This is a genomic window from Pseudacidovorax sp. (assembly GCF_017991995.1).
GTDB lineage: Bacteria > Pseudomonadota > Gammaproteobacteria > Burkholderiales > Burkholderiaceae_C > Xenophilus.
Genome location: NZ_JAGOPN010000001.1, coordinates 501,466 through 524,611 on the forward strand (window position 1 = coordinate 501,466; position 23,146 = coordinate 524,611).

The 23,146-nt window shown below is 69.5% G+C and carries 20 protein-coding genes; 16 read left to right on the forward strand and 4 right to left on the reverse strand.

The window, feature by feature from the left end:
* Positions 1 to 2 precede the first annotated feature (2 nt).
* Complete coding sequence (locus KBC94_RS02315) at positions 3 to 1,499, reverse strand: amidohydrolase family protein (RefSeq protein ID WP_294365879.1); 1,497 nt, start codon at positions 1,497 to 1,499, stop codon at positions 3 to 5.
* Complete coding sequence (locus KBC94_RS02320; RefSeq protein WP_294365882.1) at positions 1,496 to 2,428, reverse strand: alpha/beta hydrolase; 933 nt, start codon at positions 2,426 to 2,428, stop codon at positions 1,496 to 1,498. Before KBC94_RS02320 ends, KBC94_RS02315 begins: the two co-directional genes overlap by 4 nt.
* Positions 2,429 to 2,659: 231 nt before the next feature.
* On the opposite strand from KBC94_RS02320, the gene KBC94_RS02325 reads away from it, so the two are divergent.
* Genes KBC94_RS02325 through KBC94_RS02360 form a run of 8 tightly spaced genes read left to right on the forward strand, consistent with a single transcriptional unit; the run spans position 2,660 to position 10,747 of the window.
* The gene (locus tag KBC94_RS02325; RefSeq protein WP_294365884.1) at positions 2,660 to 3,847 is read left to right on the forward strand and encodes an aromatic ring-hydroxylating dioxygenase subunit alpha; all 1,188 of its coding nucleotides are present in this window, start codon (positions 2,660 to 2,662) and stop codon (positions 3,845 to 3,847) included.
* A complete protein-coding gene (locus tag KBC94_RS02330; RefSeq protein ID WP_294365887.1) occupies positions 3,847 to 4,533 on the forward strand; it encodes an isochorismatase family protein in 687 nt (228 codons plus the stop codon). The genes KBC94_RS02325 and KBC94_RS02330 overlap by 1 nt, the downstream gene beginning before the upstream one ends.
* Positions 4,503 to 5,516 carry a carbon-nitrogen hydrolase family protein gene (locus KBC94_RS02335; RefSeq protein ID WP_294365889.1) on the forward strand — a complete coding sequence of 338 codons (1,014 nt, stop codon included), beginning with the start codon at positions 4,503 to 4,505 and terminating at the stop codon, positions 5,514 to 5,516. The genes KBC94_RS02330 and KBC94_RS02335 overlap by 31 nt, the downstream gene beginning before the upstream one ends.
* Positions 5,513 to 6,433 (forward strand): NAD(P)-binding domain-containing protein, encoded by a 921-nt coding sequence (locus tag KBC94_RS02340; protein WP_294365891.1) that lies wholly within the window; start codon positions 5,513 to 5,515, stop codon positions 6,431 to 6,433. The genes KBC94_RS02335 and KBC94_RS02340 overlap by 4 nt, the downstream gene beginning before the upstream one ends.
* The gene (locus tag KBC94_RS02345; RefSeq protein ID WP_294365894.1) at positions 6,405 to 7,307 is read left to right on the forward strand and encodes a LysR family transcriptional regulator; all 903 of its coding nucleotides are present in this window, start codon (positions 6,405 to 6,407) and stop codon (positions 7,305 to 7,307) included. The genes KBC94_RS02340 and KBC94_RS02345 overlap by 29 nt, the downstream gene beginning before the upstream one ends.
* Entirely contained in the window at positions 7,297 to 8,781 is a 1,485-nt protein-coding gene (locus KBC94_RS02350; protein ID WP_294365897.1) for an FAD/NAD(P)-binding protein, read from the forward strand. Before KBC94_RS02345 ends, KBC94_RS02350 begins: the two co-directional genes overlap by 11 nt.
* Before the next feature lie 8 nt (positions 8,782 to 8,789).
* On the forward strand, positions 8,790 to 9,839 hold the full coding sequence (locus KBC94_RS02355; protein ID WP_294365902.1) for a ring-opening amidohydrolase: 1,050 nt from the start codon (positions 8,790 to 8,792) through the stop codon (positions 9,837 to 9,839).
* A complete protein-coding gene (locus KBC94_RS02360) occupies positions 9,836 to 10,747 on the forward strand; it encodes a polysaccharide deacetylase family protein (RefSeq protein WP_294365903.1) in 912 nt (303 codons plus the stop codon). The genes KBC94_RS02355 and KBC94_RS02360 overlap by 4 nt, the downstream gene beginning before the upstream one ends.
* A gap of 34 nt (positions 10,748 to 10,781) precedes the next feature.
* On the opposite strand, the gene catB is transcribed toward KBC94_RS02360, so the two are convergent.
* Positions 10,782 to 11,411: a type B chloramphenicol O-acetyltransferase gene (catB, locus tag KBC94_RS02365; protein ID WP_294365905.1), complete on the reverse strand. Its 630-nt coding sequence runs from the start codon at positions 11,409 to 11,411 to the stop codon at positions 10,782 to 10,784.
* A gap of 199 nt (positions 11,412 to 11,610) precedes the next feature.
* On the reverse strand, positions 11,611 to 12,498 hold the full coding sequence (locus KBC94_RS02370) for a LysR substrate-binding domain-containing protein (protein WP_294365906.1): 888 nt from the start codon (positions 12,496 to 12,498) through the stop codon (positions 11,611 to 11,613).
* Positions 12,499 to 12,622: 124 nt separating this feature from the next.
* Between KBC94_RS02370 and KBC94_RS02375 the strand changes: the two genes are divergently transcribed.
* The 8 genes from KBC94_RS02375 to KBC94_RS02410 all read left to right on the forward strand — a co-directional run bounded on the left by KBC94_RS02375 (position 12,623) and on the right by KBC94_RS02410 (position 22,756).
* Positions 12,623 to 13,609 (forward strand): tripartite tricarboxylate transporter substrate binding protein, encoded by a 987-nt coding sequence (locus KBC94_RS02375; protein WP_294365907.1) that lies wholly within the window; start codon positions 12,623 to 12,625, stop codon positions 13,607 to 13,609.
* Positions 13,610 to 13,613: 4 nt separating this feature from the next.
* Positions 13,614 to 14,930, forward strand: coding sequence for an FAD-dependent oxidoreductase (locus KBC94_RS02380; RefSeq protein WP_294365909.1), 1,317 nt, complete (start codon positions 13,614 to 13,616; stop codon positions 14,928 to 14,930).
* A 47-nt stretch (positions 14,931 to 14,977) separates the two neighbouring features.
* The gene (gene dapC, locus KBC94_RS02385) at positions 14,978 to 16,186 is read left to right on the forward strand and encodes a succinyldiaminopimelate transaminase (protein WP_294365910.1); all 1,209 of its coding nucleotides are present in this window, start codon (positions 14,978 to 14,980) and stop codon (positions 16,184 to 16,186) included.
* A 45-nt stretch (positions 16,187 to 16,231) separates the two neighbouring features.
* Positions 16,232 to 17,065 (forward strand): 2,3,4,5-tetrahydropyridine-2,6-dicarboxylate N-succinyltransferase, encoded by an 834-nt coding sequence (dapD, locus tag KBC94_RS02390; RefSeq protein WP_017760573.1) that lies wholly within the window; start codon positions 16,232 to 16,234, stop codon positions 17,063 to 17,065.
* An 80-nt stretch (positions 17,066 to 17,145) separates the two neighbouring features.
* Positions 17,146 to 18,300 (forward strand): PilT/PilU family type 4a pilus ATPase, encoded by a 1,155-nt coding sequence (locus KBC94_RS02395; RefSeq protein WP_294365913.1) that lies wholly within the window; start codon positions 17,146 to 17,148, stop codon positions 18,298 to 18,300.
* 337 nt (positions 18,301 to 18,637) lie between these two features.
* Positions 18,638 to 19,807 (forward strand): succinyl-diaminopimelate desuccinylase, encoded by a 1,170-nt coding sequence (gene dapE, locus KBC94_RS02400; RefSeq protein WP_294365915.1) that lies wholly within the window; start codon positions 18,638 to 18,640, stop codon positions 19,805 to 19,807.
* Positions 19,800 to 20,687: a 50S ribosomal protein L3 N(5)-glutamine methyltransferase gene (gene prmB, locus KBC94_RS02405; RefSeq protein WP_294365917.1), complete on the forward strand. Its 888-nt coding sequence runs from the start codon at positions 19,800 to 19,802 to the stop codon at positions 20,685 to 20,687. Before dapE ends, prmB begins: the two co-directional genes overlap by 8 nt.
* Positions 20,684 to 22,756 carry an ATP-binding cassette domain-containing protein gene (locus tag KBC94_RS02410; RefSeq protein WP_294365919.1) on the forward strand — a complete coding sequence of 691 codons (2,073 nt, stop codon included), beginning with the start codon at positions 20,684 to 20,686 and terminating at the stop codon, positions 22,754 to 22,756. Before prmB ends, KBC94_RS02410 begins: the two co-directional genes overlap by 4 nt.
* The last annotated feature ends 390 nt before the right edge of the window (positions 22,757 to 23,146 follow it).

The window sequence follows — 23,146 nt, forward strand, 5'->3', positions numbered from 1 at the left end:
GGTTATCGGGAGAGGGGAAATGGGGAACGCTCGGCCGCGGCCAGGGCCAGCACGCGGCGCACCGCGTCGACCACCGGCCCGCCCGCGCTGCGACGGGCGAAGACCTCGTGACGAAAGCGCTCGGCCGCCTCGGCGATCTCGTCGCGCAGGGCGGCCTCGTCGACGCCGGTGGCACGGCCGTCGGCGAACGCCACGCGACCGTCGACCACCACGGTGTGGACGGCGCTGCTGGTCGCGGCAAAGCACAGTTGGCGGCGCGGGTCGTGCAGCGGCACGAAGGCCAGGTCGCGCGCGTCAAGCAGCGTGATATCGGCGACCCGGCCCACGGCGATCTCGCCGGCGATGGCGGCGTTGCCCATGGTGGCGGCGCCATCTGCCGTGGCCATGCGCACGAGCCGGGCGGCGTCGGGCGGGGGGTTCGAGGCACTGGCGTCGAGCTTGTGGATCAGCGAGGCCATGCGCAGGCTGTCGAGGTAGTCGACGCTGTCGCCAGTCGCGGCACCGTCGGTGCCGATGGCGACCTCCACGCCCGCGGCCAGCAGCCGCCCGACCGGGCACCGCCCGCTGGCCAGCTTGAAGTTCGACAGCGGGTTGTGCACCACGCGCGCGCCTCGCCGCGCGATGCGTTCGATGTCGGCATCGGTCAGCCACACGGCGTGGTTCATCGCCATTTGCGGGCCGAGCAGCCCGGCCTCGTCGAGCACTTCGATGAAGCTGCAGCCGTACTGCTGCTGTGCGGTGACGGCCTGGGTGCGGGATTCGAGCACGTGCATGTGCACCGGCACCGCGTGTGCCGCAGCGGTGTCGGCCACGCGGCGCAACAACGCGGGCGTGCAGCGCTGCGGGCCGCGCGGACCCAGCGACAGGCCGAGCCGCGAATGGCCGCGCGCCGACAGCGCATGACGGGCGCGATGGAACACATCGAACTGCGCGTCCAGCGCGCGCGGTGGATTGGCGTCCAGGCGCGCGCTCAGGCCATGGTCGAACACCGAGCGCGCAAACGGCAGCCCGTCGAGGTAAGCCCGGTCGGACAGCGTCACCGCCACCCGAGCGCGAAGGCCTGCATCGTCGTAGGCATCGAGCACGGCCTGCAGAGCCTCTTCATCGCCACCGGGGTTGAGGAAGTCGTCATGCAGCGCGGCCACCCCCGAGCGCAGCGAACGCAGCGCCAGCATCATGGCGCGCAGGTAATGCCAGCGCACGGGAATGGCGTCGCCGCCCAGCGGCGGATAGGCCAGTGCCAGCCAGACTTCGAGCGGCTCGCCATCGCAACTGCCCTGTTCGAACATCTCGTTCGAATGCGCATGCGCATTGACGAAGCCCGGGAAGGCAATGAGGCCGCTGCCGTCCAGGTCCGCTGGGCCGGGCGGCCCTGCAATGCTGCCAGCCAGGCCGATCGAGCGGATCACGCCACCCTCGATGCCGATGTCCACGCGCGGCGCATCGGCCGGCGCGTCACCGGGCCGAACATTGCGAAGGCTGCGCAGCGCCAGCGTCATGCGGCGCTTTGCGCGGGCGCGATGGCCCTCGCCACAAAGGCACGCATCTGCGAATCGGGAGCGTTGAACTCCAGCGCCGCGTCGAAATGCGCGCGGCCCTCGATGGGCAGCAGGCGGCTGTGGGCGCCCAGGCTCTTAAGCCGCCAATGCAGCGCCTGCGCCTGCCGAACGAACTCCGGCGACTCTTGTTCACCGACGGCAACCAGCACGGGTGGCAGCGTCGGCCGTTGCGCTGCGTGGGCCAAGGCTTCGAGTGTCAGCAATGGGCTGCAGGCGACGGCCTCTTCCGGCGTGAAGCCCAGGGTGACCTGGGGAATGCTGCGCGCCAGCGGCCGCAGGTCGTACATGCCGCCGAGCAGCAGCAGCGCACGCATGCGGCCCGCCCACGGGCGCGCTGTCACGGCCGCCGACAGGGCCAGGTGCGCGCCCGACGAATGGCCGGCCAGGGCGATCGCTGCCGGATCGATGCCCAGGGCCTGCGCCTGCGCGACGACCGTGGCGATGGCCGCTTCCACCTCCGCCACGATGGCCGGCAGACTGCTCTGGCCAAGCGCGGCGAAGTTGATGCCCACCCAGGCCATGCCTTGCCGCATGCAGGCATCGGCCCAGAAGGCCGTCTCGCGGCTGGTGTTCAGGCGCCAGCGGCCGCCGTGCACGAAGACCATCGCCGGCACCGGCCCCGGCGCACCGGGCGGCAGGAAGACATCGACCCAGCCATCGTCGCCAGCACTGAATCGATGCGTGGCATGCCCGATGCGGTGCGCGAAGGCGTCGGCCGACAGCGCGCGCAGGGCGGCCAGGTCGTCGGCATTGCGGGCCGCGCTGTTGTTGTCGTACTGCGCCGCCAGGGCCGCATCGCTCAGGGAGGGCGGCTCGATGAAAGGGTTGGGCGCGAAGGCATGCATGGGCGCTGCGGCCGCAAATTCCATGCCCCGAGGTCCTTTGGCCAAGCCGCAGGACCGTGCTTCGCGGCAGCCATCCGATCTTCCTTTGAAGCTTCCCTGCGAAAAAGTCTGGACATAGCTGATGCCTATGGCTGACCTGCGCCCCGGCCGAAGGCTCGCAATCGGGCCCAGCGGATGGCATGCGCTTTGCTGCGCGCCAAAGCGGCGCAAAGAGGCCGCCATAGGCCCTCTCAATGTTCTGCAGGATGGATTCCCATGGACGCGATCTTCGATTCGACCCGTTACGACAACGTTCGAAAGCCTCTGCTGCAGGCGCATGGCCTGCCGGCCGATTGCTACCACGATGCCCGCTTCTTCCAGCGCGAACTGGGGACCGTGTTCGCTCGCAGTTGGCTGATGGTGGGCCGTGCCGATCGCATTCCGAACACCGGCGACTTCTTCACGCATGACCAGGCGGGACTGTCGCTGGTCATCCTGCGGGACCGCGAAGGCGACATCCGCGCCTTCGTCAATGCATGCCGGCACCGTGGCGCCCGGCTTCTCGACGTGCCCGCAGGCCAGGCTTGCGGCAACGAGCGCGCCATCGTCTGCCCCTACCACGCCTGGAGCTACAACCTCGAGGGCGAGTTGCGCGGCTGTGCCGGCATGGAGGCGACACAGGACTTCGACCGGGCCGATTTCCCTCTGGTCGCCGCGCGCGTCGGCGTCAGCGACGGCTTCATCTGGGTCTGCCTCGACGACGGCGCGCCGCCGCTGCTCGAATGGTTGGGCGAGTTGCCCGACCGGCTGGCGATGTACCAGCTCGGCGACATGGTGGCCACGCGCATCGTCACGCACGATGTGGCCTGCAACTGGAAGGTGTGGGTCGAGAACTTCATGGAGGGCTACCACATCCCGACGGTGCACCGCGCGACCATCAGCAGCCACAAGGCCGTCAATCATCCCGAGGAGCCGAGCGGCAACGGCCAGTACACGGCCATCTTCGAGCAGCACGACGGCACGCTCGCCCTGCTCGACGGCGACACCGGATTCGCCCCCATCGAGAGTCTGCACGGCGAGTCGGTGCGCGGCAGCCGCTTCATGCTCGTCTACCCCGGCACCATGCTCGCGCTGACCATCGACACGATGTGGTCCTTTCAGTGCCTGCCGATGGGGCCGGAGCAGACGCGGATCGTCCACACCTCGATGTTCCCGCGCTCGCGCGTCGCACAGCCCGACTTCGAAGAGGTCGCACAGCGCTACTACAAGCGGCAGGACCGCGTGGTGGCCGAAGACAACGCCATCTCGGTGCAGCAGCAGCGCGGCCTGCGCGCCGGCATCGTGCATCCCGGGCGCTTCGCGGCCAAGGAGCGCATCGTTCATGCACTGGACAACTGGGTCCTCGACCGCGTGCTTGCACCCGCGCAGACCGCCACCATCCATCCGCTGAAGCGGAGCGCCTGATGGACGGCACCCTCGCCATCGACGCGAGACCCGGCGCGGTGCAATGGCGCACGGACGAGACCGCGCTGATCGTCGTCGACATGCAGAACGGCTTTCTCAAGCCGGGCGGGTACTTCGACAACGTGGGCTACGACCTGGCGCATGCGCCGCGCACCGTGGCGCAGGTGGTGGCCGCCGTCGCGGCGGCGCGGCGGGCCGGCGTGCAGGTGATCTTCATCCAGAGCGGCTTCGACGCGATGCACCTGTGCGTGGGCGGCGCCACCGCGCCGGTGTGGCACAAGTCGGAAGCGCAGGTGCTGATGCGCGAGCGGCCCGAGCTGGCACGCCGGCTCATCACCGACGGCACCTGGGACTACGAACTGGTGGACGAGATGGCGCCGGCCGCCGACGAGCCGGTGATCCGCAAGTCCCGCTACAGCGCCTTCGCCGGAACCAGCCTCGACCAGTTGCTGCGCGCGCGGCGCATGCGCAACCTGGTGTTCTGCGGCGTGGCCGCGAACGTCTGCGTGGAGACCAGCCTGCGCGACGCCTACGGCCACGAGTACTTCGCGCTGCTGCTGGAAGACGCGACGCACCATGCCGGGCCCGACTTCCTGCGGCAGGCGACGCTGTGGAACGTCGAGCGCTTCTTCGGCTGGGTGGCACCGATTTCGGCATGGCAGCGCGCCACCGGGGCCGCACGATGAGTGCCGCCGGCAAGATCATGGCGGGGCGCGAGAGCGTGCGCGTGGCCATCGTCCAGACACCCCCCGTCTTCCTCGACCTCGAGCGCTCCATCGACAAGGCCTGCCGCAAGATCGCCGAGGCGGCCGCGGGCGGCGCTTCGCTGGTGGTGTTCAGCGAAAGCTGGCTGGCCGGCTATCCCTACTGGGACGAAGGCTGGAACAGCGATTCGCACGCCTGGATGGACGTGCGCAGCCGCTTCTTCGACAACGCCCTGCTGATCCCCAGTGCGCAGAGCCAGCGCCTGTGCGAGGCGGCGGCGCAGAGCGGCGTGACGGTCGTCATCGGCTGCAACGAGCTCGACGCCCGCCCGGGCGTGCACACGCTCTACAACACGATGCTCACCATCGGCGACGACGGCCGCATCGTCGGCAAGCACCGAAAGCTGCGGCCGACCTTCGTCGAATCGGCCTTCTGGGGCCAGGGCGCGGGCGACGACCTGTATGTGCACGAAACGGCCGTCGGCCGCGTGGGCGGGCTGATCTGCGGCGAGCATGTGATGACCCTGGCCCGGGCCCGCATGATTTCGCAGGGCGAAGACTTCCACATCGCGCTCTACCCCGGCGCGTTCAACGTGTGGAGCGGCCCGAAGATGCAGGTGGAAGACCCGGACGGCAGCCACTTCATCGGCTATGCCTCGTGCCGCGCGCATGCCAACGAGGCCGGTGCTTTCGTGGTCTGCGCGGTCGGGCTGATCGACGAGGCGTCGATTCCTGCCGACTTTCCGATGCGCGATTCGCTCAACATCTCGTACGCGCGCGGAGGCAGCATGGTGATCGCGCCGGCCGGCGTGCCGCTGGTGGGCCCGGTGTATGGCGACACCATCGTCTATGCCGATTGCCCGGCACGCATGATCAAGCTGTCGAAAGCCATCATCGACACCAACGGGCACTACGGGCGGCCCGACGTGCTTTCGCTTCGCTACCACCCCGAGGAGCGCACATGACCTCGCCCACCGCCGGCGAGGCCGCGGACGGCCCGGTGGGCGACGCACCGCCCGCCGAGCGCACGCCCGTGCTGCTCATCGGCCTGGGCACGATGGGCCTGCCGATCGCGCTGCGGCTGCATGCAGCCGGCGTCCCGGTCTGGGGCATGGACCGCCAGCCGGAACTGCACGATGCGCTGCCCGGCGGCCGGGTCTTCACGGCCGGATCGGTGTGCGACGCGGTGCGCGCGTGCCGCGCCGCCGCCGTCATCACCTGCGTCAGTGACGAAGCCGCGCTGCAGCGCCTGTGGCAGGCACCGGGCGGGTTGCACGAGGCGCTCGTGCCTGGGCTCTGCGTCGTCGACCACACGACGACCTCGGTCCCCGCGGCGCGGCAGTTCGCGGCCGACGCCGGGCAGGCTGGCGCCATGTGGGTCGATGCGCCGCTTTCCGGCGCTGCCGCGGGGGCGCGCGCGGGCACGTTGTCGGCCATGCTCGGCGGCGAGCCGGGTGCGGTCGCGCATGTGCGCCCGCTGCTCTCGGCCTACTGCGCCACCCTCACCCACCTGGGCCCGGCCGGTGCAGGCCAGGCGGGCAAGCTGACCAACCAGATCGCCATCGCCGGCATCAACGCCGGCCTGCTGGCAGCCACGGGCTTTGCGGCCCTGCAGGGCCTGGACCTCGCACGCTGCTTCGATGCGATAGCCGCCGGCAGCGCCCATTCCGTGCAGATGGCCCAGCACCGCGCGGCACTGACGCGCGCCCCGGCCGACAGCACCTTGTTCGACTGGCTTCGGCGCGACCTGGCGCTGGTGCTGGAACACCTTCCCGTCGACGAGGCTGCTGCGACGCGCGGCGCCCCGCAAGCCCTGCACGACCGGCTCCACGCCCTGAACCGAATGCTTTTCGATGGAACTGCGGCACCTCCGTTACTTTGAGGCGATCGCTGCGACCGGGAACGTTACCCGCGCCGCCGCCACGCTCCACATCTCGCAGCCCTCGCTGAGCCAGGCCATCAAGGAGCTGGAAGCCGAGGTGGGCATGCCGCTGCTGGTGCGGGGGCCGCGCGGCAGCGTGCTGACCGAGGCCGGGCGGGAGTTCATCAAGCATGCCAGCGACATCCTGGAGCGTGTGTCGGCCGCGCGCGATGCCAGCCGCCGCGCCGCGCATGGCGCCGCCGGCCAGCTGGTGGTGGCCGTCACGGGCTCCAGCGTGTTCGACGTGGTGCCCGAGCTGATCCGCCAGGCCGCCGAGCACATGCCGGAGGTCTCGCTGCGGCTGGTCGAGATGCTGACGGACAAGCAGATCGAGGCGCTGTACGCGCGGCGCGTCGACGTCGCCATCGGCCGTGCCCTGCGCAACGAGCCGGGCCTCACCTCGCGCGTGATCGCCAAGCGCTCCTTCATGGTCGCGGTGCACGTGCGGCATCCGCTGGCGCGGCAACGCAGCATCACGCTCGACGACCTGCGCAACGAGCCGCTCATCACGCCGCAGCGTCGGCTCGGCCCCGGCTTCCATGCGCAGCTGATGACGCTGCTCACGCGCGCCAAGCTCAACCTGCAGATCGCGCACGAAGTCACCCACATGCCCACGGTGCTGGGCCTGGTGGCGGCCGGCCTGGGCCTGGGCATCGTCAGCGACGAACTGCGCGACCTGGAAGTGCGGGACGTCGTCTACCGGCCACTGCTCGAAGGCCACGACGCCCTCGAACTGGCCGTGTCCTGGCGTCTGGACAACCCTTCCGTGGCGCTGGCGCAGTTCGTCGGCCTCTGTCGCAACCCTTCTTCCCTGGAGATTCCCCATGCCCTCTGACTCGCTCGAGGCCCTGAGCGCGCGCGTGCAGCGCGACCTGAGCTACCTGGCCTACCCCGCCAAGCCCTGGGTGCTCGACTTCGACGCCGCCCGGCTGCGCGCGATGGGCGTCGACGTCGCGCCCGAGGCGGTGCTGCACTGCGCCATCGTCGGCGGCGGGCAGTTCGGCCTGACCATCGCGCATGGCCTGCGGCGCGAATGCGTCGACCGCGTGCGCGTGTTCGAAAGAAACCCGCGCGGCCTCGAAGGACCATGGATGACCTTCGGCCGCATGAAGATGCTGCGCACGCCCAAGGACCCGACCGGCCACGACCTCGGCAACGCCAGCCTCACCTTCCGCGCCTGGTACGAGGCGCAGCACGGCGCCGATGGCTGGGAGCAGCTCTTCCGCATCAGCCGCCCGGACTGGCAGGCCTATCTGGGCTGGTACCGCGAGGTGACCGGCATCGACATGGTCAACGAGGTCGAGGTCACGGCCGTGGAGCCCTGGCCCAGCGCAACCGACTGTCAGCTGTTCAGGCTCACGGTCCGAGGCAGGGACCGGGTCGACACGGTGTGGGCCCGCACCGTGGTCTTTTCGGGCGGCGCGGAAGCGTCGGGCGGCCATGTCGTGCCCGACTTCATCAGCGAGCACCTGCCCAACAACCTCTATGCCCACACCAGCGACTGGCCGATCGACTTCCGCCGATTCGAGGGCCAGCGGGTCGGCCTGCTCGGCTCCGGCGCGGCGGCCTTCGACGCCGCCATCGCCGCGCTGGAGGCCGGCGCGCGCGAGGCGGTGCTGTGCTTTCGCCGCCCCGCCCTGCCCCGCACCAACCCGCGGCGCTGGATGGAGTTCGCCGGCTTTCTGGCGCACTACCCCGAGCTGTCCGACGACCAGCGCTGGGCCTACATGCAGGAGCTCTACCGCATCGGCCAGCCACCCCCGGTGCCGACCTTCGACCGCGCGGTCAGCCTGCCCGGCTTCGTCATGAAGGCGTCGACGCCCTGGCTGGCCGTGCGCGAAGACGCGGGCCAGGTGCTGGTCGACACGCCGCAGGGCCAGGAGCGCTTCGACTTCGTCTTCGCGGCCACCGGCGCCTTCGTGGACCTGGCGCAGCGGCCGGAGTTCGCCGGGCTGCTGCCGTACGCGGCGCTGTGGGCCGACCGCCATGTGCCGACCGCGGCGAAGGCCGAACCTCGGCTGGGCCGCTTCCCCTACCTCGGCCGCTTCGGCGAGTTCACCGAAAAGACGCCAGGCTGCGCACCCTGGCTGGACCACCTGTTCACGACCACGCGGGGCGCGACGCTCTCGTTGGGCCCCAGCGCGGCATCGAACAGCAACATCAAGTACACGGCCCCGCGCGTGATCTCCGGCGTGACGCGCGCACTGTTCCTGGACGATGCCCCCGAGCATGGCCGCCGCTTCGCGACGGCCAACCACGACGAGCTGGCACCGGACAAGCTGCAGGCCATGATGGGCCAAACCGCCTGAAGCGTGCGATGACCGAAGTCCACTGGTTCGACATGGCCCACCCGGCCGACTACGCCGGGCTGCAGGCCTTGATCGGCGATGCCGATTCGGTGGCGCGGCTGGCGGTGCTGGTCAAGACCGAGGGCCACACGGCCACCAACGACTTCGCTCGGCAACTGTCGCGCACCGCGCTGGATCCGCTGCTGACGCCCTGGACTGTGGCCGGACGCGCCGTCGCCGTGCTGGCCAATGGCTGCGAAGGCGTGGCGACCCCGGGCGGCTATGCGCTGATCGAGCGCCGCTCCACGCAAGCGCATGACGGCCCGGGGCTGCGCCTGGGCATCGCGCGTTCGGCCGCGCTGCCACCGGCTGTCGTCGGCGAGCCCGAAGCCATCGATGCGGTCGCCGACTGCGTAAGCGCCGCCTGTGCCGACGCCGGCCTCGCTGCGGACCAGGTCGCCCTCGCCATCCTGAAATGTCCGACGCTGCTCGCCAGCCGCTGTGCCGGCTCGCCGCACCGCAGCGACCAGCACCGGGGGCGCGCCATCGCGGCGCTCGGTGCGGCGGTGGCGCTGGGCGAGATCGAGCGTGCGCGCATCGGGCCCGATGCGATCGCGAACGATCCGACCCTGCGCAGCGCCAAGGCGATGACCTTTGCTGGCCCGGAACAGGAATGGGTCGAGGCCGTCGTGCTGGGCCATACGAACGATGCGACCGGGCAAGGCGGTGCATTGCGCCTGGGCGTCTGTCATCCCCATGACATGCTCGACGCCGCCAGCATCCGCCGGCTGGCCGTGGCGCTAGGCCTGCGCTTCGACGAAGCCGGCGAACTGACCGAGCCCGAGCGCCTGCTGGCCGTCTTCAGCAAGGCCGGGCCGACCCCGGACGGCCAGGTGCGCGGCGCCCGCACCGGCATCTTCACCTCCGCGTACTCGCCGGACAGCCACATGCGGGCGGCGCAGTCGGGCCTGCTGGGCAGTCTGTTCGGCAGCACGCGCTTCTTCGTCTCCGGCGACCCCATCCAGCAGGCCCCACCGGGCGGCGGCGTGGTCGCCCTGATCGTCAAAGGCCGGACATGACCGAACCTGCTTCGCCCCTGCGCACCCTGCCCACGCACGGGCGCTACGACTATTCGCCCATCGTCGAACGGCCGACCTACGAATGGCCCAACGGCACGCGGCTCGCGTTCTATGTCGCCTTGAACATCGAGGCCTTTCCCTTCGGCGAGGGCATGGGTCCCGAGCTGAACCCACGCCAGCCCGAACCCGATGTGGTGAACCACACCTGGCGCGACTGGGGCAACCGCGTGGGCATCTGGCGGCTGCTGGAACTGCTCGACGAGTTCGACCTGCCCGCCAGTGCCTTGCTCAACACCGCGATCTACGACAGCTGCCCACAGATCGCCCATGCGTTGCGGCGGCGCGGCGACGAGATCGTGGGTCACGGCCACACCAACGCGGAGCGCCAGGCCGAAATGGATGCGGAGGCCGAAGCGCGCATGATCGAGAACGTCACCGCCCGGCTCCGTGCCGAAGAAGGCAAGGCGCCGAAGGGATGGATGGGACCGTGGGTCAACGAAACCCCGCGCACGCCGGACCTGCTGGCGCGCAACGGCTACGCCTACGTCATGGACTGGATGATGGACGACCAGCCCGTGATGCTGCGGACCGCGCACGGCCCGCTGGTGGCGCTGCCCTATGCCCGGCCGACCAACGACATCACCGCCCTGCATGGCGCGAAATGGACGCCCGAGGAATGGGCCGACATGCTCATCGACCAGGTGGACGAGATGCTGCGCCAGTCACGGCGGCAGCCGCTGATCTTCAATGTGTCGTTGCATCCCTATTTGATGCACGCCTTTCGGCTCAAGCACCTGCGGCGATTCTTCGAATACTTGGCGACCGTGCGCGATCAGCTGTGGGTGGCGCGGTGTGCGGATATTGCGCTGTTTGCCAAAGCGGAAATGGAGGGGTTGGGTGTCAGATGATTCGCAGTGCAGCCATGAGATGCCGATTCGGGAGTCACACCCCTGACCGCCAATGTTCATGAAGTCCTTGGATGTCTCCTGAGCAAAGCAGGGGCATGGCGGCTTCGATGGCGGGCAGAGGCCAATCCCACCACTGCATTTCAAGCAACATCTCAACCTGTTCCGCTGGGAAGCGCCTGCGAATCTCCTTGGCGGGGTTCCCCGCCACGATGGCGTAGGGCGCCACGTCCCGGGTGACAACCGCCCTGCTGCCGATGACAGCGCCATGCCCGACGGAAACCCCTGGAAGGATCATCGCTTCGGCACCGATCCACACGTCGTTGCCGATCACCGTATTGCCGGCCGGAATGAAAGCATCTCGTGCGGACGCAAAGGCAGGCTCATACTGCATGTAGAAGAACGGGTATGAGGACGCCCAGTCCGCCCGGTGCCCTTGGTTCCCTGCCATGATGAAGGAGGCCCCTGAGCCGATGGAACAGAAGCTGCCGATGATGAGCTTGTCCACATCGTCCCGGTCCGGCAGGAGATAGCGCGCGCAGTCGTCAAAGCTGTGCCCGTGGTAATAGCCCGAGTAGTAGCTAAAGCGCCCGACTGCAATGTTGGGGTTCGTGACCTGCTCGCTCAGCAGCCTGCCTTTGAAGGGACTCTCGAAGAAGTTGCTCATGCGCGCGAGTTTGCATCACCGCCACGCGCGGCTGAAAGACCGTGGTAGGCCTGTCGCCGTCAACAGCGTGCAACCGTGTAGGGCGACATTCAGGCAGGGAGGCTCTTGCGAAATGAGAGGCGCCGATCGCGCACGGCCCATCCAAGCCGGATGGGTGCCCAAGGCCAATCGAGAACACGGCCCGGCCCGCCGCACGGGCTCACCGCTTTTCTTTCAGTTGCTCCCTCACCAACCCCACCAACGCATCCGCCAAACTCGAAGGCGGCATCGCCCCATGACGCACCGCCAGCACCGGCTGGGTCGGTGCCGCCGCAATCGGCCGCCACGCCAGCCGCTCGTTCTGCCACGCCCGCGCCGTCAGGTCATCCACCAGCGCCACGCCCGCTCCGCTGGCCACCAGCGCGCAGGCCGCCTGGCCCGAGCGCACTTCGATTCGTGAGGCCGGCACCTGCCCCGCCTTCTCCGCCGCCTTGCGCATCAACTGCCCTTGCGGCGTGTCCTCGCTGAAGGCGATCAGCGGCTCGCGCAGCACATCGGTCATGCGCACGGTCCGCCGCTGGGCGAAGGCGTGATCGGCGGGAAAGACGCAGCCCATCGTCCAGTGCCCCAGCGTCTGCGCCGTGAGCAGCGGATGCGTGACCGGCAGCGTGCAGATGGCGATGTCGGCCTCGTGGTGCACCAGCTGGCCAACCATTTCCCGAGCACGCAGTGTCTCCATGTAGAGCTGCGCCGACGGAAAGCGCTGCGACAGCGCATGCAAGGCCCGCGGCACCAGTTCCAGCCCGGCGCTGGGGCTGCACAGCACGCGCAGGCGCAGGCCGGTGCCGTCGCGCAGGGCCTGGGCGCGCGTCTCGATGCCGCGCACGCCGCGGTAGACAGACTCGACCTCCTCGTACAGCGCCTGCGCCTCGGGCGTCGGCCTCAGCCGGCCGCGGCCACGCTCGAAGAGCTTGAGGCCCAGCTGCAGTTCGATGTGCGACAGCATGCGGCTGATGCCCGGCTGCGACACGTGCAGCAGCCGCGCTGCATCGGTGATGGAGCCGGCCAGCATCACGGCGCGGAAGACTTCGATCTGGCGCAGATTCATGGGCGGCGAATGGGCTGCTCTTGCATAACGACATGTTATGCAGATCGCGCGTCTTGGTATTTCACGACAAGCGCGCGAACGGCCATGATCCCGGCCGTAGCGAAAGACGGAGACACCGCATTCCATGACAGTTCGATTCACCCGCCGGGCTGCGCTCGGCTGGCTCGCCGCCTCTGGCGCGGGCGCCCTGCCCTTTACCTCCTACGCCCAGGCCGAATGGCCCACCAAGACCGTGCGGATCATCGTGCCCTTCGCGCCCGGCGGTGGCGCGGACAGTTCGGCGCGGGTGCTGGGCGACCTGCTCTCGCCGCTGCTCGGCCAGGCCGTGATCGTCGAGAACAAGCCCGGCGCCGGCAGCGCCATCGGCGTGATGGCCGCGGCCCAGGCGCGCGACGGCCACACGCTGCTGATGGCCAGCAACAGCATGGTCATCAACCCCGCGCTCAATCCGCAGATCGGTTACGACCCCATCGCCGACTTCGATGCCGTGGGCATGGTCTCCGACCAGCCACTGGTGCTGGTGGTGCCGGCCAGCTCGCCCATCCGCTCGATGCAGGAGCTGGTGGCGCAGGCCAAGGCCAAACCGGGGCAGTTGAGCGCCGGCAACAGCGGCAACGGCACGCTGGCGCACATCGCCTCGGAGATCTTCGCGGGCCAGGTGGGCGCGGAGATCGTGCCGGTGGCCTACAAGGGCGAAAGCGCGCTGATGCCGGACCTGATCAGCGGCCTGCTGGGCTTCGGCTTCCTCAACCTGCCGAGCGTGGCGCCGCACATCAAAGCGGGCAAGCTGCGGGCGCTCGCCGTGTCCTCGTCGCAGCCGGTGGCCGACCTGCCGGGTGTGCCGACGGTCAAGTCGCTGGGCTATCCGGCGCTGGAGGTGCGCGGCTGGGCGGCCCTGCTGGCGCCGCACGGCAGCATTGCGCCGGCCGGGCTCGCACGGCTCGAAGCGGCGCTCGCCAAGGTGCTGGCGTCGGAGACGGTCAAGTCCAAGTTCGCCATGCTCAATGTGGAGCCCGTGGTGATGGACCGCCAGGCCACCGCCCGCTTCCTGCAGGCCGAGACGCGCCGCTATGCCGACATCGTGAAATCGCGCGGCATCAAGGCGGGCTGAGTCGATGACGCTGACGACGACGAAGCCGGCCGACGCCCTGCCCGCCATCGAGACCGACGTGCTGGTCTGCGGGGGGGGCGTGGCGGGCACGGTGGCCGCGGTGGCCGCCGCGCGCCAGGGTGCCCGCACCGTGCTGATGGAGCGCTACGGCTTCCTCGGCGGCAACGCCACGGCCGGGGCCGTCGCCCAATTCAACAGCTGGCAGACGGCTGCCGGCCGCCGCGTGGTGGCCGGCCTGGCGCAGGAGGTGGTGGAGCGCCTGCGCGACTACGGCGGCGCGGGCGAGCACCACAGCTTCGTCATGTCCACCGGCCACCGGATGGACCGGGTCGAATACGCGCCCGAGCTGCTCAAGCTGGTGCTGGACGACCTGGTGCGCGAGGCCGGCGTGCAGCCGCTGCTGCATGCCACGCTGCTGGATGTGCAGCGTGAAGGCCGGCGCATCACCTCGGTGCGCGTGCTGACCAAGGGCGGCGCCCGCACCGTGCGCCCCCAGGTGCTGATCGACACCTCGGGCGACATGGACGCCATGAAGCACGCCAGCGCCACCTTCCTCGAACTGGGCGATGGCGAGGCCCTGCAGCCCGCAACCATGATGTTCCGCTTCGGCCCCATCGACTTCGCGCGGCTCGACGCCTTGAGCAGCGAAGAAAAGGAGGCCATCGCCCGCCGCGGCTTCGAGCAGGGCGAGCTGGCCCGGGCAGCGCTGCATCTGGCGCGCGACCCGTTCTCCGACGACGGGTGGTTCAACATCAGCCGCCTGGGCATCGACGCCACCGACCCGATGGCCCTGGGCCGCGCCGAGATCGAGGGCCGCCGCCAGGCCTGGCGCGCCGCGGCCTTCCTCCAGCGCGCGCTGCCGGGCTGCGAGCATGGCCGCCTGCTCAACTTCGGCACGCAGGTCGGCATCCGCGAGACGCGCCGCGTGGCCGGCGACCATGTGCTCACCGCCGAGGAACTGCTGCGGCCCGAACCCTTCGCCGATGCGATTGCCGCGGGTGCGTACCCCATCGACATCCACCCCGCCACGGGTGGTGGGCTGACCTACCGCTCGCTGGGCGAGGAGCATGCCTACCGCATCCCGCTGCGCAGCCTGATCCCGCGCGGGATGGACAACGCCCTGGTGGCCGGCCGCGGCATCTCGGCCACCCATGAGGCGCTGGCCGCGGTGCGGGTGATGACGATCTGCATGGCGATGGGCCAGGCGGCGGGCACGGCGGCGGCGATGGCCGTGCGCTCGGATGGCCGCGCCGATCTGCGGACGGTCGACGTGCAGGCCCTGCGGCGCCAGCTGCTGGCCGACGGCGCCTGCCTGGCCTGACACGGCCAGGCGCGCTGGATGTCGGCCTCCCCCGATAATCCGCGCCCATGAATCCCCTGCTCGACAGGCTGCAGCCCTATCCCTTCGAACGGCTGCGGCAGCTCTTTGCTGGCGTCACGCCCAGCACCGCCTACTCGCCCATCAGCCTGGGCATCGGCGAACCCAAGCATCCCACCCCGCCCTTCATCAAGCAGGCCCTGATCGAGGGCCTCGACTCCCTCTCCGGCTATCCGGCCACGGCCGGCGACCTGAAGCTGCGCACCGCCTTCACCAATTGGCTGCAAACGCGCTACGGCCTGGCGCTCGATCCGGCCACGCAGGTGCTGCCGGTCAACGGCTCGCGCGAGGCGCTGTTCGCGCTGGCGCAGACGGTGGTCGACAGCAGCCGCACCCCGCGGCCCATCGTCGTCTCGCCCAATCCCTTCTATCAGATCTACGAGGGCTCGGCCCTGCTGGCCGGCGCCGACGTCTGGTACGCACCCAGCGACCCGGCCCGCAACTTCGCGGTGGACTGGGACAGCGTGCCGGCCGAGGTGTGGCAGCGGACCCAGCTGGTGTATGTCTGCTCGCCGGGCAACCCGACCGGGGCCGTCATGCCGCTCGACGAATGGCGCAAGCTCTTCGCCCTCTCGGACGAGCACGGCTTCGTCATCGCCTCGGACGAGTGCTACAGCGAGATCTACTTCCGCGACGAACCGCCCCTGGGCGGACTGGAAGCCGCGGCCAAGCTGGGCCGCGATTTCCGCCGGCTGATCGCGCTCACGTCGCTTTCCAAGCGCAGCAACGTGCCCGGCCTGCGCAGCGGCTTCGTCGCCGGCGACGCCGAGATCATCAAGCGCTTCCTGCTCTACCGCACCTACCACGGCAGCGCCATGAGCGGCCTCGTGGCCGCCGCCAGCATCGCGGCCTGGGGCGACGAGACCCATGTGGTGGACAACCGCGAGCAGTACCGCCGCAAGTTCGCCACCGTCACGCCGATCCTGGAGTCGGTGCTGGATGTGCGCCTGCCCGACGCCAGCTTCTACCTGTGGGCCGGCGTGCCCGCAGCCTGGAACGGCGACGACGCGGCCTTCGCCCGCGCCCTGTACGCTCAATACAATGTGACGGTGCTGCCCGGCAGCTACCTGGCGCGCGAGGCGCAAGGCAGCAATCCCGGCCGCGGCCGCGTGCGGATGGCCCTGGTGGCCGACACCGCCGAATGCACCGAAGCCGCGCGCCGCATCGCCGAATTCGCCACCCAGGCACCTTCGGCCTGAGCCGCGCCCCACTTCTTCTCGCCTCTCCCTTCGAGTCCGAATCCAATGACCCAGCAACTGCAACAGATCATCGACGCCGCGTGGGAAGACCGCGCCGCCCTCTCCCCCAGCCAGGCCCCCAAGGAAGTGGCCGACGCGGTCGAGCATGTGATCGTCCAGCTCAACAACGGCAGCCTGCGCGTGGCCACCCGCGAAGGCGTGGGCCAATGGACGGTGCATCAGTGGGTCAAGAAGGCCGTGCTGCTGTCCTTCCGCCTGAAGGACAACGAGCAGATCCAGGCCGGCAGCCTGGGCTTCTACGACAAGGTGCAGACCAAGTTCTCGCACCTGTCGGCCGATGAGCTGAAGCAGGCCGGCGTGCGCATCGTGCCGCCCGCCGTCGCCCGCCGTGGCAGCTACATCGCCAAGGGCGCGATCCTGATGCCCAGCTACGTCAACATCGGCGCCTACGTGGACGAAGGCACCATGGTCGACACCTGGGCCACCGTGGGCAGTTGCGCCCAGGTGGGCAAGAACGTGCACCTTTCGGGCGGCGTGGGCCTGGGCGGCGTGCTGGAGCCCCTGCAGGCCAACCCGACCATCATCGAGGACAACTGCTTCATCGGCGCCCGCTCCGAAGTGGTCGAAGGCGTGATCGTCGAAGAAAACTCGGTGCTGGGCATGGGCGTGTACATCGGCCAGAGCACGCCGATCTTCAACCGCGACACAGGCGAGATCAGCTATGGCCGCGTGCCCTCGGGCAGCGTGGTCATCAGCGGCAACCTGCCCAAGAAGACCAAGTCGGGCCAGGACTACAGCACCTACGCCGCCATCATCGTCAAGACGGTGGATGCGCAGACCCGCTCCAAGACCAGCCTGAACGACCTGTTGCGCGACTGACCTGCCGGGCAGCGGCCGCCTGCGGGCGGCCTTTTTCTTGCAAGCCCCACCACCACACGCCGTATTACTCTGGAGCCGCCATGGGAACGATGGAGCGCATTCTTCGACTGATGGCCGAACGCCAGGCCTCCGACGTTTACCTGTCGCCGAAGGCTGCCGCGCTGATCCGCATCAACGGCCAGTGCATGCCGATCAACGGCCAGATCCTGCCCGTGTCGGCGCCGCTGGAACTGCTGCGGGAGATCATCGACGAGAAACGCATGGCCGAGTTCGAGCGCACCGGCGAGCTCAACACCGCCGTGCCGCTGCGCGACGTGGGCAGCTTCCGGGTGAGCGCGATGCGCCAGCGCGGCAGCTGCGCCGTGGTGGTGCGCTTCATCCCCGTGACCGTGCCGCCCTTCGACACGCTGGCGTTGCCGCCGGTGCTCAAGACGCTGGTCATGGAGCGCCGCGGGCTGATCCTGATGGTCGGCGCCACGGGTTCGGGCAAGTCGACCACGCTGGCCTCGATGCTGGACCTGCGCAACGAGAGCACGCCCGGCCACATTCTCACCATCGAGGAGCCCATCGAGTTCGCCTTCCAGAACAAGAAGTCGGTGGTCAACCAGCGCGAAGTGGGCCACGACACGGCCACGCTGGAGACCGCCCTGAAGAACGCGCTGCGCCAGGCGCCCGACGTGATCCTGATCGGCGAGATCCGCGACCGCGAGACCATGAGCGCCGCGCTGGCCTATGCGCAGTCGGGCCACCTGGTGCTGGCCACGCTGCATGCCAACAACGCTTACCGCGCGCTCAACCGCATCCAGAGCTTCTACCCGCTGGAAGTGCGCTCGACGCTGCTCAACGACATGGCCAGCGGCCTGCGCGCCGTGATCGCCCAGCGCCTGCTGCGCACGCCGCAGGGTGCGCGCGTGCCGGCGGTGGAGGTGATGCTCAACACGGCGCTGGTGCGCGACCTGATCGAGCGCGGCGACTTCGACGGCATCAAGGACGCCATGGAACACTCCATGGCCGAGGGCTCGCAGACCTTCGAGGAAGCGATCGCCCGGCTGGTGCTGGAGGGCAAGGTCAGCCGCGACGAGGCCCTGGTGCACGCCGACTCGCCCGCGAACCTGATGTGGCGGCTGCAGAACGAAAACCGTCCGCGCGAGCCCGGCAAGGCCGAGCCCCCGCTGATGCAGCAGACCGAGGCGCCGACGTTCACGGACATCACGCTGGACGTGCATCCGGGGTGATGAGCGTTCACCCCCCATGCCGCTTCGCGGCTCCGGGCGGCCGCCAGAGGCGGCTGCTCTTCGGGCACGTCCAAGCCTGCACAGGCAGGCTCGGAGCCGCGGCCCTCAGCCCCTCTCTTGCGCCTTCGGCTTGGAGGGGGGCGCACCCAGAGGCCTGGCGAAGCCAGTTCCTCGGGTGCTCTGGGGTGGCCTGCTCCGCGGCCTTCTGATGACTCGATAAATTGCGGCTTCTGGCGCTTTCGTCCGCGCGCCGGATCGCTCGCGCCAAGGGCCTGTGCCCTAACCATTTTTTCGGGGACACCAAAGCTCATGGCGTCCCTTTCTTTCCGCCATTGCCATGACCCGAACCCTGCAACTCGCCGAAGAACTGATCGCCTGCCCTTCCGTCACGCCCGAGGACGCGCAGTGCCAGCAGATCCTGGGCGAACGCCTGGCCCCATTGGGCTTCACGCTCGAGACCATCGCGAGCGGGCCCGACGACTTCCGCGTGACCAACCTGTGGGCGGTGCGCGGCGCGCCGACGGCGCCGACGCTGGTCTTCGCCGGCCACACCGACGTGGTACCCACCGGGCCGCTGGAGCAGTGGACCAGCCCGCCCTTCACCCCGACGCATCGCGACGGCAAGCTCTACGGCCGCGGGGCCTGCGACATGAAGAGTTCGCTGGCGGCCTTCGTCGTCGCCATCGAGGAATTCCTGGCCGCCCATCCCGACCCCACGCTTCGCCTGGCCCTGCTGCTGACCAGCGACGAGGAAGGCCCCGGCGTCGATGGCACGGTGGTGGTCTGCAATCAGCTGGCGGCGCGGGGCGAGCGGCTGGACTACTGCATCGTCGGCGAGCCCACCTCGGTCAGCCGCTGCGGCGACATGATCAAGAACGGCCGCCGCGGCACCATGAGCGGCAAGCTGACGGTGCATGGCGTGCAGGGCCACATCGCCTATCCGCACCTGGCGAAGAACCCGGTGCATGCCTTCGCGCCTGCACTGGCCGAGCTGGTGGCCATCAATGCCGCCGGCGGCTGGGACCCGAAGCCCAACCCCTACTTCCAGCCGACCAGCTGGCAGATCAGCAACATCCATGCGGGCACGGGTGCGAGCAACGTGATCCCGGGCCATGCGGTCATCGACTTCAACTTCCGCTTCTCCACCGAGGTCACGGCCGAGGCGCTGCAGCAGCGCGTGCAGTCGGTGCTGGATGCGCACGGCGTCGGATACGACCTGAAGTGGACCATCGGCGGCCTGCCCTTCCTGACCACGCCGGGCGCGCTGGTCGAGGCCGTGCAGGCGGCCATCCGCGATGAGGCGGGCATCGAAACCGAACTCTCCACCAGCGGTGGCACCAGCGATGCGCGCTTCATCGCCAAGGTCTGCGCGCAGGTGGTGGAACTGGGCCCGGTCAACGCCAGCATCCACAAGATCGACGAGCACATCGAGGTCGCGGCCATCGAGACGCTCAAGAACATGTACCGCCGCACCATCGAGCGGCTGGAGGCCGTCGCCCATGTCTGAAGACACCGCCCTGACGGTGATGGCCCTGGTGCAGGAGGCCGAGCAACGACTGGCCGAGTCCGGCGTCGCCTTCGGCCATGGCACCACCAACGCCTTCGACGAGGCCGCCTGGCTGGTGCTGTGGCGCCTGCGCCTGCCGCTGGACCAGTTGGACGAGAACGCCGAGCGCCCCGTTGCGCCCGGCGCCGCGGCGCAGGTGCGCGCGCTGGTCGACGAGCGCATCGCCACCCGCAAGCCTGCCGCCTACTTGACCAAAGAGGCCTGGCTGCAGGGCGTGGACTTCTACGTGGACGAGCGCGCCATCGTGCCGCGCAGCTTCATCGCCGAACTGCTGGCCGACGCGAGCATCGACAACTGGCTGGGCGAGCACACGCAGCGCGTGCTGGACCTGTGCACCGGCAACGGCAGCCTGGCCGTGCTGGCCGCCCTGGCCTGGCCGGAGGTGCAGGTCGATGCCGCCGACATCTCGCCCGAGGCGCTGGAAGTGGCGGCCATCAACGTCGCGCGTCATCAGCTCGATGCCCGCGTGCGTCTGCTGCAGTCCGACGGGCTGGCAGGTGTCGATGGCGTGTACGACCTGATCCTGTGCAACCCGCCCTACGTCAACGCCGCCAGCATGGCCGCGCTGCCGCAGGAATACCGCGCCGAGCCCGAACTGGCGCTGGCCGGCGGCGCCGACGGCATGGACTTCGTGCGCCGCCTGCTCGCCGATGCCCCCACCCGCATGAGCGAACACGCCGTGCTGGTGCTGGAGATCGGCAACGAGCGGCCTTTCTTCGAGGCCGCCTTTCCCCACCTCGAGGCCGTCTGGCTCTCGACCAGCGCCGGCGACGACCAGGTGCTGCTGCTGACCCGCGACGCCCTCGTCGCCCACTCATGATCATCCTGAACAACGTCGTCCTGCGCCGCGGCACCAAGGTGCTGCTCGACAGCGCGAGCGTCACCCTCAACCCCGGCGAGAAGGTCGGTCTGGTCGGCCGCAACGGTGCCGGCAAGTCCACCCTGTTCGCCCTCCTCAATGGCACCCTGCACGAGGACGGCGGCGACTTCAGCATCCCGAAGCAATGGCGCATGGCCCAGGTGGCCCAGCACATGCCCGAGACGGAAGACTCGGCCACCGACTTCGTGGTGGCCGGCGACACCCGCCTGGCCGAGGCCCGCGCGGCCCTGGCCACCGCCGAGGCCCTGCACGCCGCCAACCCCGACGATGCCGATGCCGGCATGGCCCTGGGCCAGGCCTACAGCGACATCGCCGATGCCGGCGAGCACGACGCCGTGCCGCGGGCGCAGGCCCTCATCATGGGCCTGGGCTTCAAGCTGCACGAGCTGGACCGGCCGGTCAACAGCTTCTCCGGCGGCTGGCGCATGCGCCTGCAACTGGCCCGCGCGCTGATGTGCCCCAGCGACCTGCTGCTGCTGGACGAGCCCACCAACCACCTGGACCTGGACGCCCTGGTCTGGCTCGAAGCCTGGCTGCAGAAGTACGACGGCACGATGCTCGTCATCAGCCACGACCGCGAGTTCCTGGACGCCGTGACCAACGTCACCGTGCACATCGAGCAGGCCAAGCTCACACGCTACGGCGGCAACTACAGCAAGTTCGAGGACATGCGCGCGCTGCGCATGGAGCAGCAGCAGATCGCCCACGAACGCCAGCAGGAAAAGATCGCCCACCTGCAGAAGTTCATCGACCGCTTCAAGGCCAAGGCCAGCAAGGCCAAACAGGCGCAGAGCCGGGTCAAGGCCCTGGCCCGCATGGAACGCGTGGCGCCGCTGCTGGCCGAGGCCGAGTTCACCTTCAGCTTCAAGGAGCCGGCCAACCTGCCCAATCCGATGCTCAGCATCACGAATGCGAGCTTCGGCTACATGCAGGAAGACGGCAGCGCCACCACCATCCTGTCGGGCGTGAGCCGCGGCGTGCTGGCCGGCCAGCGCATCGGCATCCTGGGCGCCAACGGGCAGGGCAAGTCCACCTTCGTGAAGACGGTGGCGCACGACCTGCCGCTGGTCTCCGGCACCGTGACCGAAGGCAAGGGCCTGGCGATCGGCTACTTCGCCCAGCAGGAGCTGGACGTGCTGCATGAGACCAGCAACCCGCTGGAGCACATGGTGCGCCTGGCGCGCGAGCTGGGCTCCGCCGCGCCGGCCGCCCGCACCGAGCAGGACCTGCGCGGCTTTCTGGGCAGCTTCAACTTCAGCGGCGACATGGTCAAGCAGCCGGTCGGCACCATGAGCGGTGGCGAGAAGGCGCGCCTGGTGCTGGCCATGATGGTGTGGCAGCGCCCCAACCTGCTGCTGCTGGACGAGCCGACCAACCACCTGGACCTGGCGACACGCGAGGCCCTGGCCATGGCGCTGAACGAGTTCGAAGGCACGCTGATGCTGGTGAGCCACGACCGCGCCCTGCTGCGCACCGTGTGCGATGAGTTCTGGCTGGTGGGCCGTGGCGAGGTGCGCGACTTCGACGGCGACCTGGACGACTACCAGCGCTATCTGCTGGACGAATCGAAGCGATTGCGCGAAGAAGCCAAGCAGGCGAATGCGGCGGAGGTGGCCGCGTCCGCGGCCGCCGCAGCGCCTGCTCCTGCCAAGGCTGCGGTGCCGATGGCATCCGCCACAGCACCCGTCGCGACCGCTTCTCCTGCCACCGTGTCGACATCGGCGGCACCCTCCGTGGACGGCCGCACGCAGCGCCAGAACGACGCCCGCGAGCGCCAGCGCCTAGCCGAGCAAAGTCGTCCGCTGCGCAAGGAATTGGCAAGTCTCGACCAGCGCATGGCCCAGGCCAACGCCGAGAAGAGCGCACTGGAAGCGCGCCTCGCCAGCCCGCTGCCGCCAGCGGAGATCGCGGAAGCCGGCAAACGCCTCAAGCAGCTCGGCGACGAGATCGAGGCGATGGAGGAGCGCTGGCTGGAACTGTCCGAGGCGCTGGAAGGCATCGGGTCCTGAGCCTCGGGGCGTTGCGGTTTGTCCGCCAGTAGGCTCGCGGTGAGGGCGTGCCGTGGTCGCGCCATGAGCCTGTCGTCAATTCCCCGCCGAGGCCCGTGGCGCGGCTGATTCGTCGGCGGGTGTCTTTGGAGGTCGGTTCGTGGGCGCTGGAGGCTCCGCCGGCCCCGGCCCGCCCGGCCCGCCTCGCCCACAGCCTGCGCCGCTCGCTGAACGCTCGCGGAACCTGCGGTGCTCGCCGGATGAGCGCGCGGCGTAACTCGCTCCGCGCTTCGCGCTGCGTGGAGTGAACCCCTGCGGCTGGACCACAGAGGTGGCACAGAACTAAGCTGCTTGCCGGGCGAGTTGATCTTCGAATTCGTTGGGTGGGACGTAGCCCAGCGCCGAGTGCAG